We start from the raw sequence: 14,835 nt of genomic DNA, 5'->3' as shown, positions 1-14,835 counted from the left end.
CTATTCCTCCTTCAAGGGGCGATCCAAAAGCTGCCGCATCGCGGTTGCCACATCTAAGCGCCCCTCGACGACCGCCGCAACCGCTGCGGTGATCGGCAGATCCAGCGCCGCGTCAACCGCCAGCGCGTGAACCGCCCGTGCAGTCGCGGCGCCCTCAACTGTGGTGTTCTGGTCAAACGTCTCTCCCGCGCCCAGCGCGGCGCCCAGTCGGTAGTTGCGCGATCCCGTCGACGTACAGGTCAGCGCCAGATCCCCGAACCCCGACAACCCCGACAATGTGTCAGGCTCCGCCCCCAAATGGGCCGCCAGCCGCTGCATTTCGGCATATCCGCGCGTCATCAGCGCCGCCCGTGCGCTTTCGCCCAGCCCCGCACCCATCGCGGCCCCGCAGGCAATGGCGATCACGTTCTTGAGCGCGCCACCCAGCTCCGCCCCCAGCGTATCATGGGTCCGGTACAGTCGCAGCGTCGGCGTCGTCAGCAAATGCTGCAGCGGTTTCGCGGCCTCTGTCCGGGTACAGGCAAACGTCAGGGCCGTGGGCAACCCACGCGCGATGTCGGCGGCAAAGCTCGGCCCGGTCAGGATCGCGGCGGTCGCATCCGGGGCTTCCTGCGTGATGACTCCCACGGGGCCAACGCCGCTGGCGATCTCGATCCCCTTGCAACAGGCCACCAGCTTCTTGTTCTTGAACGCCGGTGCGCTGGCCTGCAAGAACCCGCGCAACTGCTGCATCGGAACGGCCAGCAGGATCACATCGGCGGCCCAGGCTTTGGCACGGTCATCGGTGACCGACACACCTTGGGAAAATGCGCAACCCGGCAGGCGTTTGCGGTTTTCGCGCAGCCGCGCCATATCGCCCACGTCACGGGCCCACAGGGTCACCGGCATCTTCTGCCCCAGTGCGATCGCCAGCGCCGTCCCGAAGGCGCCAGCCCCCATCACCGCGACGCTCATGCCTTGGCGCCCTTTTTGCCGCTGCCCAGCATGGCAGGGGCGCGGCCGTCCAGTGGCCAGCGGGGCCGCGCGGACAATCCCAGATCATCGGGCCCGCGCGTTGCCATCTGCTCCAGTCCCGCATATGCGATCATCGCGGCATTGTCGGTACACAGGGCCAAGGGGGGGGCGACGAAACGGGCGCCCGCGCCGGCAGCAACCTCGGTCAGCGCGGTGCGGATCGCCATGTTGGCAGCCACGCCGCCCGCCACACACAGACAGGGGTCATCGGGCGCAAGCGCCAAATATACCGCCAGCGCGCGGCGCGTCTTTTCGGCCAGCACATCCACGACCGCCGCCTGAAACCCCGCCGCCAGATCGGCCTGATCCGCAGCTGTCAGGGTGCCGGTATCCATCAGCGCATCGCGCTGGCGCAACACGGCCGTCTTCAATCCCGAAAAGGACATGTCGCACCCGGCGCGGTCCAGCAACGGGCGGGGCAGCCGAAAACGTCCGGCATCGCCCGCATGGCTGCGCGCCTCGATGGCGGGGCCACCGGGTTGGGACAGGGCCAGCAGACGCGCCACCTTGTCGAACGCTTCACCGGGGGCATCGTCAATCGTGCCACCCAAACGCTCGAAGGCATCGGGCCCCTTCACGATCAGGAACTGGCAATGGCCGCCCGACACCAGCAGCATCAAATAGGGAAACGGCACGCCATCGGTCAGGCGCGGGGTCAGCGCGTGACCGGCCAGATGGTTGACCCCGTACATATCGATACCGCGCGCCATCGCGATACCCTTGGCATGCATCACGCCCGACACGACCCCCCCGATCAACCCCGGCCCCGCCGTCACCGCCACCGCGTCAATGGCATCGAGCGTGGTTTCAGCCTCCGCCAGGGCCTGCACAATCGCCAGATCCAGCTTTTCGGCATGCGCACGCGCCGCGATTTCGGGCACAACGCCGCCGAAATCCGCGTGCAGATCGGTCTGCCCCTGCACCACCGACGACAGCACCCGCGCCGCACCCGCCTGCGCGTGCAGCACGGCGGCGGCGGTATCGTCACAACTGCTTTCGATGCCTAGGATGGTGATGTCGGACATGGGGCGCGGCCTTTGGGGTCGTTGCGTGCGGGTCAGGGGGCAGGTAACACTCAATAGAGTTCCGAACAATGACGAGCGTACGCACCTTGGACCGTCCCGCCCTCCTGATGACACGGCCGAAGGCCAGCGCAGACCGCTTTGTCGCGCGTCTTTCGGGGGATGCGCAGGCGCGGGTGCGGCTCGTCCACGCACCGCTGATCCGCATCGCCCCGACAGGCACCCAACCCGATCTCGCCGGTCAAGCGGGTGTCATCTTTACCTCTGCCAACGGGGTGCGTTTCGCGCCGCAGGGGGCGGGCCGCACCGCCTATTGCGTGGGGCGGACTACCACAGATGCCGCCACGGTGCAGGGCTGGGATGTCCGGCACCACGCCACGGATGCGGCGCATCTGTTGGACGCGCTGGTCGCGGCACAGGTTCCCGGACCGCTCGTGCATCTCGCTGGCCGCCACACACGGGGCAACCTCGCGCAAAGGCTCACGCACGCGGGCATCGCGACACGCGAACATACACTTTACGACCAGCATCTGTTGCCGCTGACGGCTGCGGCGCGCGCGGCACTGGATGCGCCCAACATCGTGCCGCTCTTTTCGCCACGGACCGCGCGGCAGCTCGGCGCCGAGGCCCCGACCCTTGCCCGGTCCCATGTCGTCGCCCTCAGCGCCGCGGTGGCAGAGGCTCTGGCAGGCCATTCGGTCAATTCCCTGCACATTTTGGCCACGCCGGACGCCGATATGATGCGTAAAGCGGTTGAAAAGCTGTGTCTTCGCATCACGTTGCCTTGAGAGGGTCCGCCGAGGCGGCTAAGGTCTCGGGGTGGTCCGGGGTTGAGGACCAGAATCGAAGAAGGTGTTTACGGTGGCGTCATCGAAAAAATCCAATGCGTCCAAGGCGAAATCAGCGTCCAAGGACAAATCGAATGACGAAGAGGTCAAGCCGAACGTGCCCGCCGATCCCGTCGAATCCGATGTGATTGTCCCGGAAGACGCCGAAAACAGCCTCACACCGGCGTCCGACGAACCCACGGTTGTCGCAGAATCCGACGATGCCGCGGATACCCTTGGCGCGGAGTCGTCCGATCCTGACGATACGGTCATGGGCATTGGCCCCGAAGATACGGTAATTGACGACACCGCCGATCCCGACACCATCATCGAAGGGACCGTAACAGAAGATACCGTTGCCGCTTTCGACGATACCGTGTCCGCCGACACCACGAGCGGTGACAGCGCACAAACATACGACCAGAATACCACCCCGGCGGCACCCGTACCCGCGCTGACCGAAAAACGGCGCAGCGTGTTCTGGCCGCTCGTGCTTGGCGGGCTGGTCGCGGGCATCATCGGTTTTGCCGTGTCGGAACTTGATCTGCTGAACCGCAACACTGCGGGTGCGGACATCACCAATCAACTGCGCAGCGATCTTGCGGCCCAGCAGGACCGCCTGACCGCGCTGGAAGAAGCAGAGCCTCCCGTCATCGAACCGGTTGATCTGTCGGGGCTCGAAGAGCAGCTTGCCGCGCTCGACGCCCGGATCGTAACCCTCGAAGAGCGGCCCATCGTCACCGTGCCCGAAGGTGTCGATGCGGATGCCGCCGCCGCCTATGCAGAGGAGCTGTCGGCGCTGAAATCCTCCGTCGAGGAACAGCGCGCCGAAATCGCCGATCTGCTGAACAACGCCCGCAGTGTCGAGGAAGCAACCGCCGAGGCGGCCAAGGTCGCCAACGCACAGGCCAGCCTCGCCAAGATCATTTCCGCCATTGACGCAGGCCAGCCCTTTGCCACCGAGCTTGAGGCGCTCAAGACATTTGACATCGGCGAAGTGCCGGACGCTCTCGATGCCGCGGCCCCCGACGGGGTGCGCACGCTCGCGGCGTTGCAAGCGGAGTTCCCAGACGAAGCCCGCGGTGCGCTGGCTGCTGCCCGTTCCGTGCCCACCGACGAAGACGCACAGGGCTTCAGCGGTTTTTTCAAGCGTCAGCTCGGCGTGCGTTCGACCCGCCCGCGTGAGGGGACCGATCCAGACGCCGTATTGTCTCGCGCCGAAGCGGCCGTACGCTCGGGCGATCTGGACGAGGCACTGGCAGAGCTCGAAACACTGCCCGCCCCAGCCCAAGATACCATCGCCGAATGGCGCGCCGCGGCAGACGCCCGGCTTGCGGCGCGCTCCGCCGCCGCCGATCTGTCCCAACGCCTGACGGCCGACTAAGGAACTCTCAACATGTTGTGGTCACTCATTAAAATCATTGTGTTCATCGGTGCCATCATGGCGTTGGCATGGGGTGCGGGCGCGTTGCTTGAAACCCAAGGGGGCATGCGGCTCGACGTGATGGGTCAGGAATACAACTTCGGCCCGCTCGAAGTTGTGCTGCTGGTGATCGTCCTTCTGATCGCCGTGTGGCTGCTGCTCAAGGTGCTGTCGCTTTTGGTGGCCACCTTGAAATTCCTCAACGGCGATGAAACCGCCCTGTCGCGCTATTTCGACAGAAACCGCGAGCGCAAGGGCTTCGAGGCGCTGTCCGAAGGGCTAATGGCTCTGGCAAGCGGCGAAGGCCGCGTCGCGATGGCCAAGGCGGCCAAAGCCGACAAATACCTCAACAAACCCGCGCTCACGAACCTTCTGACGGCACAGGCGGCCGAACTGGCAGGGGACCGGCGCAAGGCCGAGGAAACCTACCGCAAGCTGGTCGAGAATGAACAGACCCGCTTTGTCGGGGTGCGTGGCATCATGAAACAGAAGCTCGCCGACGGTGACACCGACACCGCGCTGGAACTGGCGAAAAAGGCGTTCGCGCTCAAGCCCAAGCACGATGAAACCGGCAATACGCTGCTGCAACTTCAGGCCCAGAAACACGATTGGGTCGGCGCGCGCAAGACGCTGTCGGCCAAACTGGGCAACGGCCAGCTGCCCCGCGACGTGCACAAGCGCCGCGATGCGGTGCTCGCCCTCTCCGAGGCCCGCGACATCGTCGCCGAAGGCAACAGCATCGAAGCCCGCGAAACCGCGATCGAGGCGAACCGTCTGTCGCCCGACCTGATCCCGGCGGCTGCCATGGCGGCACGCGGCTATATCGAACAGGGCAAACCGCGCTACGCAACCCGCGTGCTGAAAAAGGCGTGGGAGGCCCAGCCCCACCCCGATCTCGCCGCGGCCTTTGCTGAAATCGAACCCAACGAAACGGCCAAGGCACGCGTCAAACGCTTCGCCACCCTGACGCGCATCAAATCGGACCACCCCGAAACCAAGATGCTGCTGGCCGAACTGCACATCGCGAACGAAGATTTCCCCGAAGCACGCCGCGCGCTGGGAAATCTCGTGGAAACCGATCCGACAACCCGCTCTGTCACACTGATGGCGGCGATCGAACGCGGCGAAGGCGCCTCCGACACGATCGTCAAGGGCTGGCTGGCGCGGGCGGTGACCGCATCGCGCGGGCCGCAGTGGATCTGCAACAATTGCCAACACATCCACGCCGACTGGAAACCGGTCTGTGAAAACTGCGCCAGCTTCGACACGCTCGAATGGAAGGCACCGCCAGAATCGGAAATGGCCATGCCCGCCGGTGCGCAGATGCTGCCATTGATCGTGGGCGGCCACGATGATGCGTCCGGCGCCAACGCCATCGCGCCCGTCGATACCGATGTCACGATCGAAGATGCCGACATCATCGAGGATGATACGCCGCAGACGGATACAGACGCCGACAAGGATACCGTCAAACAGACGTGACGCCCGCGCGGCACGGACAAGACACCAAAGGGCGGCCAGACGGGGCCGCCTTTTTTCGGTCCCCCCTTGACCTTCCAGTTGCTGGAACCCTTATCTGCAAGGCATCAAAACCCACAGACGGATAGCCCCATGGCCGCGACCCAGCAGATCTCCATCAGCAATATGACCTGCGGCGGCTGTGCTGCACGGGTCCAGCGCACGCTTGATGCAGCCGAGGGCATCGACGACCCCGCCGTGAACTTCGCCACCCACAGCGCCACCTTGCGCGCGCGGTCCTCCGATGCGCTGGCCGCAGCCCTCGCCGCCCTCGCAAAGGCGGGCTACCCGGCCACGACCCGGCCCGCCGATGACACCGCCGCCACGGACCGCGACACGCATCTGCGCCGCTTTATCCTCGCCCTGGTGCTGGCGCTGCCCGTGATCGTCATCGAAATGGGCGGTCACCTGATCCCCGCCTTTCACCACAGCGTTCAGGCATCTCTGGGCCAGACCGGCAGCTGGACCCTTCAGGCCATCCTCACGGCGCTGGTGCTTTCGGGGCCGGGCCGGGTGTTTTTCGAACGCGGCATTCCGGCGTTGTTGCGGCGACAGCCCGATATGAACACGCTCGTGGCCATCGGTACGGGGGCGGCCTTTGCCTATTCGATGCTGGTGCTTGTCTGGCCCGGTGCGCTGCCCCCTGCGGCGCGGGCTGTCTATTTCGAATCCGCCTGCGTGATCGTTGTCTTTATCCTGCTGGGCAACCTGCTCGAACACCGCGCCAAATCGCGCACGGGCGATGCGATCCGGCGCTTGATGCGCCTGCAACCCGACCGGGCCCATGTGTACCGTGACGGGGGCTGGCACGACATCGCGGCCAGCGATCTGACCATCGGTGACCGCATCATGCTGCGCCCCGGCGCCCGGGTGCCCGCCGATGCCACCGTCGCCGAAGGTCAAAGCGAAATCGACGCTGCCATGATGACCGGAGAGCCGCTGCCGGTCGCCGTCGCACCGGGGGACACGATCGTCGGCGGGACGGTCAACGGCACGGGCGTCTTGATGTGCGATGTCACCCGCGTCGGTGACGACAGCCAGTTGGCGCAGATCATCCGGCTGGTCGAAACAGCACAGGGCACGCGGCTGCCGATCCAGTCGCTCGTGGACCGGATCACGCTGCTTTTCGTGCCGGTGATACTCGCGCTCGGCGCGCTCACGGTACTGGTCTGGGCCATCTTCGGACCCGATCCGCGCCTGTCGTATATGCTGGTCGCGGGGGTCTCGGTGCTGATCATTGCCTGTCCGTGCGCCATGGGGCTCGCCACGCCGATGTCGATCATGGTCGGCACGGGGCGCGCGGCCGAAATGGGCATTCTGTTCCGCGGTGCCACCGCATTGCAGACGCTGCAGGATGTGCGCGTCGTGGCCTTTGATAAAACCGGCACGCTGACACAGGGCAAACCGGTGCTCGCCGATCTGCACCTGCCCGATGGCGTCGAACGCGACACCGCCCTGTCCCTGATCGCCGCTGTGGAAAGGCACTCCGAACACCCCATCGCCACCGCCCTTCTCGCCGCAGCCGAGGGCACACCCGAACGCAGCGCCACCGACACCCGCGCACTGCCCGGCCGCGGCATAGAGGGGCGCGTTGACGGGCACACCATACGCGTCGGCAAAGCCGATTGGTTGCGCCGCGAAGGCGTCGATCTCTCCGCTCTGCCGGACACCTGCAACTTCTACGCCGCCCAAGACGGGCAGGCGCTGGCCGGAATGACCATTTCCGACAGTCTCAAGCCAACCGCCGTGCGGGCCGTCCGCGATCTGCATGACCGTGGCATTGCCGTTGCGCTCATCACCGGTGACAGCGTTGCCGCGGCAGATCAGGTCAGCGCCGCGCTCGGCATCACCGAGGTGTTCGGCAGCGCCACCCCCGAAGACAAGCAAACCGCGCTCGCAACCCTGCGCGCCACGCATGGCAAAACGGCCTTTGTGGGCGACGGGATCAACGACGCGCCGGTGCTTGCGGCGGCTGACGTTGGCATCGCCATTGGCACGGGCACCGACGTGGCCAAAGACGCCGCAGATGTGGTCCTGGTCAGCGGCGACCCCGCCCTTGTCGCGCAGGCGATAATCGTGTCCGGCGCCACGCTGCGCAACATCCGGCAGAACCTCGGCTGGGCCTTTGGCTATAACGTCGCGCTCGTTCCGGTCGCCGCTGGCGTGCTTTACCCTGCTTTCGGGATGCTGCTCTCGCCCGCTCTGGCCGCGGGCGCAATGGCGCTGTCGTCGGTTCTCGTGGTGACCAACGCGCTCCGACTGCGCCGGTTGGGAGGGACAGCATGAACATCTCCGAAGTCGAACAGCAAACGGGCCTGCCCGCCAAAACCATCCGCTATTACGAAGACATCGAACTTGTCACGCCACACAGGCAAAGCAACGGATACCGCGCCTTTAGCCCGTCGGACGTGCATCAGCTGACCTTCATCGCCCGCGCCCGTTCGCTCGGGTTCTCGGTCGAGGAATGCCGCAGCCTGCTCGCCCTATACAACGACCGCGACAGGGCCAGCGCCGACGTCAAGGCGCTGGCGCAAGCGCATCTGTCAGACATCGATCGCAAGATCGCGGAACTGCAGGACATGCGGAACACGCTGGCGCGTCTAGTGGTCGCCTGCGCGGGCGACGATCGCCCGGACTGTCCGATCCTCGGTGCGCTGGGTAAAGCGTAACCATACGGGAGCGTATGTAATAGGTAACCTGTTGTACCCGACGAAAAAGGCGGCCCAAAGACCGCCCTTTCTACTTCCGTAAAATATCGCTTCAGAAGTCGAGGTTCTCGACGTTCAGCGCGTTCTGCTGAATGAACTCGCGTCGCGGTTCCACCACATCCCCCATCAGCTTGGTGAACAGGTCGTCAGCCTCGGCCATGTCCTCGACCTTCACCTGCAGCAACGTCCGCGCATCCGGGTCCAGCGTCGTTTCCCACAGCTGGTCTGGGTTCATTTCACCCAATCCCTTGTAGCGCTGCAGCGACAGACCTTTTTCGCCCTCCGCCAAAATCGCGTCCAGCAGGTCCATCGGACCATTGATCAACTGCGTGCGATCCTTGCGGACCAAAGCGGCGGGCAGGTCATAGACGTCCTGCAGATGCTCGGTAAAGCTGCCCGATTTGCGGGCCTCACCACCGCGCAGGATCTTGCCATCCAGCGTGCGCACCTCCTCGACACCGCGCAGGATGCGGGCCAACCGGATGCCGTGATCCTGCGTGATGCGACCCTGCCAGCCCTGCTCGTACTCCATCGCGATCAGGTTCAGACGGGCGGCAACCTTGTTCGCCACCCCTTGCAGATCGCGGTCCACGGCACCGGGAACAAAGGCACCGGCAATCGCCGCCTGCTCCAGAATGTTTCGCGGATAATGGGTCGGGAAGGCCTCCAGAACGCGGCGCAACTGGCGGGCCATATCGACAACCCGCGCCAGATCCTGACCGGTGATCTCCTCGCCGTTGCCCTGCCGCAGCATCGCACCGTCGACACCCTGCTGGATCAGGTAATCGTCCATCGCCGCCTGATCTTTCAGATACACCTCGGACTTGCCGCGCGACACTTTGTACAGCGGCGGCTGCGCAATATAGAGATGCCCGTTCTCGATCAGCTCGGGCATCTGGCGGTAGAAGAACGTCAACAGCAGCGTCCGGATGTGCGCCCCGTCCACGTCCGCATCCGTCATGATGACGATCTTATGATAGCGCAGCTTGTCTAGGTTGAATTCATCACGGCCAATCCCGGTGCCAAGCGCCATGACCAGATTGCCGATTTCCTGCGAACTCAACATCCGGTCAAAGCGGGCGCGCTCCACGTTCAGGATCTTCCCCTTCAGCGGCAAGATCGCCTGCGTCTGGCGGTCACGACCCGTCTGCGCAGACCCTCCCGCAGAGTCCCCCTCCACGAGGAACACTTCGGTCTTGCTGGGGTCTTTTTCGGAACAATCCTTCAGCTTTCCGGCGAGGAAATTCACATCCATCGCCGTCTTGCGCCGCGTCAGGTCACGGGCCTTGCGGGCGGCCTCACGGGCGTGGGCGGCCTCGATGATCTTGCTGACGACGATGCGGGCCTCGTTGGGGTTCTCCTCGAACCACTCGGCCAGCTTTTCGTTCATCAACCCTTCAACCGCCGGACGCACCTCTGAGGACACCAGCTTGTCCTTGGTCTGGCTCGAAAACTTCGGATCGGGCACTTTGACCGACAGCACACAGGTCAGCCCCTCGCGCGCGTCATCACCGGTAAAGGAAACCTTTTCCTTCTTCGCGATCCCGCTGGACTGGGCATAGTTGTTGATGGTCCGCGTCAGCGCCCCGCGAAAGCCCGCCATATGCGTGCCGCCGTCGCGCTGCGGGATGTTGTTTGTGAACGGCAGCACATTTTCGTGGTAGCTGTCGTTCCACCACATCGCGACCTCGACGCCGATGTCATCCTTTTCGCCGGTCACAAAAATCGGCTCCGGCATGACGGACGACTTGTTGCGATCCAGATATTTGACGAACTCCTTGACGCCCCCCTCGTAGTAAAGCTCCGTCTCCAGCGGCTCCACAGGGCGCTCGTCGCGCAGCACGATCCGCACACCGGAATTCAGGAATGCCAGTTCGCGCAGCCGCTTTTCCAGCGTCTCGAAGGAATACTCCAGATTGGAAAACGTCTCGGTCGATGCCAGGAACCGCACCTGCGTGCCGGTGCGTTCGGTGGGGCCGACCACTTCTAGATGCTTGGCCGTGAACCCGCCTTCAAACCGGGCCACGTGTTCCTTGCCCTCGCGCCAGATGCGCAGCTCCAACCAGTCGGACAGGGCGTTCACAACCGAAACACCCACCCCGTGCAGACCACCCGACACCTTGTAGGAATTGCTGTCGAATTTACCGCCCGCGTGCAGTTGGGTCATGATGACCTCGGCCGCCGAAACGCCCTCTTCCTCGTGGATACCGACGGGAATACCGCGCCCGTTATCGCCCACGGAAACCGAACTGTCCTCGTGGATCGTGACGGTCACACGGTCCGCGTGACCGGCCAGCGCCTCGTCGATGCCGTTGTCGACAACTTCGTACACCATATGATGCAAGCCAGAGCCGTCATCCGTGTCCCCGATATACATGCCGGGACGCTTGCGAACCGCCTCCAAGCCCTTGAGAACCTTAATGGAATTGGCACCGTATTCTTCGGGTATCTGCTCTTGATCGGACATTCGGGTTTTCCTGTATTCTTATCCCCGGAATATACGATTTTCTTGTGGGAATGTCACGGCCCGACCACAAGATTTTGGGCCATGGCCAAGGCCGCTCAGTCCTGCAAAACCTGCGATACGCCGCCCTCTTCGCGCACCGTCAGATACTGCGCCCGATCGCCCAGTGCCTCGAACAGATTGTCTTCCGTCGCGGTCATCCACGCCTGCGCCCCCAGCCCGACAATTTCGTCGTAAAGCGCCGCGCGGCGGCCCGCATCCAGATGCGCCGCGACCTCGTCCAGCAGCAAAAGCGGTGGCGCCCCGAAATCCGCGGCCAGCGCCCGCGCATTGGCAAGGATCAACGACACCAGCAGCGCTTTCTGCTCGCCGGTGCTGCAATCGCGCGCCGGCACATCCTTGGCCGCATAGGTTCCGTACAAATCGGCACGGTGCGGCCCGATCAACGTGCGACCTGCCTGCAAATCGCGCATGCGGTTATCCGCCAGCGCCGCGCGCATCTCCTCCGCCGTTTCCGGCATGTCACACAAAAGCGCCAGCGTCGCGGTCGGAAAGGCCGTATCGGCAGCCGCCTGTGCATCGCGCAGCAGAGTCAGCGCATGCTGCCGGTTGTGGTGGATCGCCACGCCCGCCTCCGCCAGTTGCGCCTCCAGCGCGAGATACCACGACGGCTCGCGCACCATATCCTTGAGCAACCGGTTGCGCTCGCGCATCGCCTTTTCGTAGGTCAGTGAAAGCTCCGCATGATCGGGCAGGAAACTCAGCGTCATCCGGTCCAAAAAGCGCCGCCGCCCTTCGGCCCCCTCGATCCACAGCCGGTCCATCGACGGGATCAGCCACAGAACACGCGTCAGCCGGGCCAGATGGGTCTGCGCGGCCTGTTTGCCGTCAATGCGCACCTGCCGCGCGGCACCGGCCTCCGATACTATGTCGATCTCCGAAAACCGCCCCTGCGACTGCACCACCGCCGAAAGCTTCCAGCCCAGCGCCTCTGGCCGGCGGGTCATGTCCTGCGCACTCGCGCGGCGCAACCCCCGCCCCGGCGACAATAGCGAAACCGCCTCCAGGATATTGGTCTTGCCCGCCCCGTTGTCGCCATGGATCGCCACAGGCCGCGGATCCAGCTCCATCACGGCGCGTTTGTGCGACCGAAAGTGGCTGAGCGTCAGTTGTGTCAGATGCAAACCGCTCATGTCAGATGCCGGCGGTCATGGGCAAATCGGGTGCGGTCGTGCTCAAACACGCATCGGCATGACGACATACACCGCCGACGTGTCACTGCCTTCCCGCATCAGGGTCGGATCGCCGGACGAGTTGAACAGGAACACTGCATTCTCGCGGTCCACCTGGCTCGCGATTTCCAGAAGGTATTTGGCGTTGAACCCGATTTCCAGCCGTTCGTCACCGTAGGCCACCGCCAGCTCTTCTTCCGCGGCCCCGCTGTCGGGCGCATTGACCGACAGCACCAGCCGATCCTCGTCCAGCTGCAGTTTCACCGCACGCGACCGCTCCGACGAAACCGTCGCCACACGGTCGACCGCTTTCGCGAAATCGGCGGCGTCCACTTCCAGCTTACGGGTGTTGCCCTGCGGAATGACGCGGGTGTAATCGGGGAACGTCCCGTCGATCACCTTGGACGTCAGCGTGATCTGGGGCGTGGCAAAGCGGATCTTCGTCTCCGATACCGACACCGCGATCTTCATCTCGTCGTCGTCCAGCAGCTTGCGCAACTCGCCCACCGTCTTGCGCGGGACAATCACGCCCGGCATGTCGGTGGCACCGTCGGGCATTTCGCTGTCGATGCGGGCCAAACGGTGGCCATCGGTCGCCACACAGCGCAGCATCTTACCGTCCTCGCTGTCCGAAATGTGCATATAGACGCCGTTCAGGTAATACCTTGTTTCTTCGGTAGATATGGCAAACTTCGACTTGTCGAACAGACGGCGCAGCGCGGGGGCCGCCGCCGAAAAGTTGGACGCGTATTCCGACGACGCCATCACCGGGAAATCTTCTTTCGGCAGCGTGGCAAGCGAGAAATTCGACCGGCCCGCCTCGACCGTCAACCGGCCCGCCGCCGTGTCAGCCGTCAGCGATACAAGCGCCCCGTCGGGCAACTTGCGCACGATCTCGTGCAGGGTCGTCGCCGCGACTGTCGTTGCGCCTGCGCGTTCGACCTGCGCGGGGGCCTTGTCGACCACTTCGATGTCCAGATCGGTGGCGCGGAACGATACATCGCTGCCCTCGGCCTCGATCAAAACATTCGCCAGGATCGGTATGGTATTGCGCCGTTCGACGACGGACTGTGCCTGCGATACCGCCTTGAGCAAGGCGGCGCGTTCGATGCTGAATTTCATGAGCCAACTCCACTGGAACAGTCCGGGAACGGCAAGTTACCCTGAATTGGCGCAATCACAAGCCATAAAGGCGGCCAAACGCAAAACGCGGCCCGCAAGGACCGCGTGTTGTGGCACCCTTGCATCGGGCAGCCGGATCAACCTTCGAGCGCGCGGCGCAGCAGCTCCAGATCTTCGGCAATCTGGCCGTCGGAAACCTTCAATTCCTCGATCCGCTTGACCCCGTGCATGACCGTGGTGTGGTCCCGTCCGCCAAAGCGGCGCCCGATCTCGGGCAGCGACCGGCTGGTCAGGTGTTTGCACAGATACATCGCCACTTGGCGGGGCCGGGCAAAATTGCGCAGCCGCTTGGGGCCGATCATGTCGCTCAGGCGGATGTTGTAATGGTCCGACACCTTGCGCTGGATTTCCTCGACCGTGATCTTGCGTTCGGACGCGCGCAGCACATCGGCCAGACAATCCTGCGTCAACTCCATATCGATCTTGCGGCCAACCAGCGATGCAAAGGCAAACAGACGCGTCAACGCCCCCTCGAGCACACGCACGTTGGTCGAAATCCGGTGGGCCAGAAACTCCAGCACGCCGTCGTCCATCTCCAGACCGGGATAGCTTTCGCGGTGGTTCTCGACCTTGTTTTGCAAAATACCCAGCCGCAATTCGTAATCGGTCGGGTGCAGATCGACCACCAGACCACATTGCAGACGCGATTTGACGCGGTCCTCCAGATCCTTGATCTCGGACGGGGCGCGGTCGGCGGAGATGATGATCTGCTTGTTCTGGTCCACCAGCGCGTTGAACGTGTGAAAGAATTCTTCCTGCGTGCTGTCCTTGCCGGCGATGAACTGGACGTCATCAACCATCAAGACATCGACCGACCGGAACATCTGTTTGAAATCCATCATCTTGCGGTCGCGCAGCGCCTGGACAAAGCGGTACATGAACTGCTCGGCCGACAGATAGAGCACATTCATTTCCGGCTTGCGGCGGGTCAGCTCCTGACCGATGGCGTGCATCAGGTGCGTCTTACCCAGACCGACGCCACCGTACAAAAACAACGGGTTGAACGTGACGGGGCCACCCTCGGCAACACGGCGCGCGGCGGCATGGGCCAGCTCGTTGGGCTTGCCCACAACAAAGGTGTCGAATTTGAACCGTTCCTCGAATGGGCTCGAGACGGGATTGCGCTTGGCCGGTTTGACCTCCGGATGCGCGGGCGTGATCGCATCTGTCTTGCGGGTGGCCGGTGCACTGACGGGGGCAGGCTTGTTGGCAACGGCGAAATTCAGACGCGACAACGTCTGATCGAACGCTTTCATTTCGTGCAGGATAAGGTCGGCGAAATTCTGGCTCACATAGTTGCCAAAAAACGTGGTGGGCACATTCAGCGTCGCAATGCCGTCGTCCGCACTTTTCAACATCAACGGGTCGATCCACGTTGTGTAGTTGTTCTGCCCCACGGTCTTGAGCAACCGCTTTTTGACACTGCCCCAATCGTCTTTTGTCAT

General features: G+C 63.8%; 11 protein-coding genes. 5 read left to right on the top strand and 6 right to left on the bottom strand.

Going from position 1 to position 14,835, the window contains the following annotated elements; all coding sequences use genetic code 11:
• The gene (locus K3756_RS00055; RefSeq protein ID WP_259989686.1) at positions 1 to 954 is read right to left on the bottom strand and encodes an NAD(P)H-dependent glycerol-3-phosphate dehydrogenase; all 954 of its coding nucleotides are present in this window, start codon (positions 952 to 954) and stop codon (positions 1 to 3) included.
• Positions 951 to 2,039, bottom strand: a complete 1,089-nt coding sequence (gene tsaD, locus K3756_RS00050; RefSeq protein ID WP_259989685.1) for a tRNA (adenosine(37)-N6)-threonylcarbamoyltransferase complex transferase subunit TsaD — start codon at positions 2,037 to 2,039, stop codon at positions 951 to 953. The genes K3756_RS00055 and tsaD overlap by 4 nt, the downstream gene beginning before the upstream one ends.
• A gap of 68 nt (positions 2,040 to 2,107) precedes the next feature.
• On the opposite strand from tsaD, the gene K3756_RS00045 reads away from it, so the two are divergent.
• The 5 genes from K3756_RS00045 to cueR all read left to right on the top strand — a co-directional run bounded on the left by K3756_RS00045 (position 2,108) and on the right by cueR (position 8,473).
• Complete coding sequence (locus K3756_RS00045) at positions 2,108 to 2,824, top strand: uroporphyrinogen-III synthase (protein WP_259989683.1); 717 nt, start codon at positions 2,108 to 2,110, stop codon at positions 2,822 to 2,824.
• Positions 2,825 to 2,897: 73 nt separating this feature from the next.
• Positions 2,898 to 4,247 carry a COG4223 family protein gene (locus tag K3756_RS00040; RefSeq protein WP_259989680.1) on the top strand — a complete coding sequence of 450 codons (1,350 nt, stop codon included), beginning with the start codon at positions 2,898 to 2,900 and terminating at the stop codon, positions 4,245 to 4,247.
• Positions 4,248 to 4,259: 12 nt separating this feature from the next.
• On the top strand, positions 4,260 to 5,768 hold the full coding sequence (locus K3756_RS00035; protein WP_259989678.1) for a heme biosynthesis protein HemY: 1,509 nt from the start codon (positions 4,260 to 4,262) through the stop codon (positions 5,766 to 5,768).
• A gap of 129 nt (positions 5,769 to 5,897) precedes the next feature.
• Positions 5,898 to 8,090, top strand: coding sequence for a heavy metal translocating P-type ATPase (locus tag K3756_RS00030; protein WP_259989676.1), 2,193 nt, complete (start codon positions 5,898 to 5,900; stop codon positions 8,088 to 8,090).
• On the top strand, positions 8,087 to 8,473 hold the full coding sequence (gene cueR, locus K3756_RS00025; RefSeq protein WP_259989674.1) for a Cu(I)-responsive transcriptional regulator: 387 nt from the start codon (positions 8,087 to 8,089) through the stop codon (positions 8,471 to 8,473). Before K3756_RS00030 ends, cueR begins: the two co-directional genes overlap by 4 nt.
• Before the next feature lie 91 nt (positions 8,474 to 8,564).
• Here cueR and gyrB read toward each other — a convergent pair whose 3' ends face one another.
• The 4 genes from gyrB to dnaA all read right to left on the bottom strand — a co-directional run bounded on the left by gyrB (position 8,565) and on the right by dnaA (position 14,835).
• Positions 8,565 to 10,979: a DNA topoisomerase (ATP-hydrolyzing) subunit B gene (gyrB, locus tag K3756_RS00020; protein ID WP_259989672.1), complete on the bottom strand. Its 2,415-nt coding sequence runs from the start codon at positions 10,977 to 10,979 to the stop codon at positions 8,565 to 8,567.
• 95 nt (positions 10,980 to 11,074) lie between these two features.
• Positions 11,075 to 12,169, bottom strand: a complete 1,095-nt coding sequence (gene recF / locus K3756_RS00015) for a DNA replication/repair protein RecF (protein ID WP_259989670.1) — start codon at positions 12,167 to 12,169, stop codon at positions 11,075 to 11,077.
• Positions 12,170 to 12,211: 42 nt separating this feature from the next.
• Positions 12,212 to 13,330, bottom strand: a complete 1,119-nt coding sequence (gene dnaN / locus K3756_RS00010) for a DNA polymerase III subunit beta (RefSeq protein WP_259989668.1) — start codon at positions 13,328 to 13,330, stop codon at positions 12,212 to 12,214.
• Positions 13,331 to 13,467: 137 nt separating this feature from the next.
• Positions 13,468 to 14,835, bottom strand: coding sequence for a chromosomal replication initiator protein DnaA (dnaA, locus tag K3756_RS00005; protein WP_259989666.1), 1,368 nt, complete (start codon positions 14,833 to 14,835; stop codon positions 13,468 to 13,470).

It is taken from the genome of Sulfitobacter sp. S190 (genome assembly GCF_025141935.1).
Lineage (GTDB): Bacteria > Pseudomonadota > Alphaproteobacteria > Rhodobacterales > Rhodobacteraceae > Sulfitobacter.
The sequence above is the reverse complement of the archived record's forward strand: the minus strand, read 5'-3'. Positions and strand labels throughout refer to the sequence as shown.

Coding starts and splice junctions, on each gene's coding strand:
- K3756_RS00055 (WP_259989686.1), bottom strand. CDS start 954: ATGAGCGTCGCGGTGATGGGGGCTGGCGCCTTCGGGACGGCGCTGGCG.
- tsaD (WP_259989685.1), bottom strand. CDS start 2,039: ATGTCCGACATCACCATCCTAGGCATCGAAAGCAGTTGTGACGATACC.
- K3756_RS00045 (WP_259989683.1), top strand. CDS start 2,108: ATGACGAGCGTACGCACCTTGGACCGTCCCGCCCTCCTGATGACACGG.
- K3756_RS00035 (WP_259989678.1), top strand. CDS start 4,260: ATGTTGTGGTCACTCATTAAAATCATTGTGTTCATCGGTGCCATCATG.
- K3756_RS00030 (WP_259989676.1), top strand. CDS start 5,898: ATGGCCGCGACCCAGCAGATCTCCATCAGCAATATGACCTGCGGCGGC.
- cueR (WP_259989674.1), top strand. CDS start 8,087: ATGAACATCTCCGAAGTCGAACAGCAAACGGGCCTGCCCGCCAAAACC.
- gyrB (WP_259989672.1), bottom strand. CDS start 10,979: ATGTCCGATCAAGAGCAGATACCCGAAGAATACGGTGCCAATTCCATT.
- recF (WP_259989670.1), bottom strand. CDS start 12,169: ATGAGCGGTTTGCATCTGACACAACTGACGCTCAGCCACTTTCGGTCG.
- dnaN (WP_259989668.1), bottom strand. CDS start 13,330: ATGAAATTCAGCATCGAACGCGCCGCCTTGCTCAAGGCGGTATCGCAG.
- dnaA (WP_259989666.1), bottom strand. CDS start 14,835: ATGACAAAAGACGATTGGGGCAGTGTCAAAAAGCGGTTGCTCAAGACC.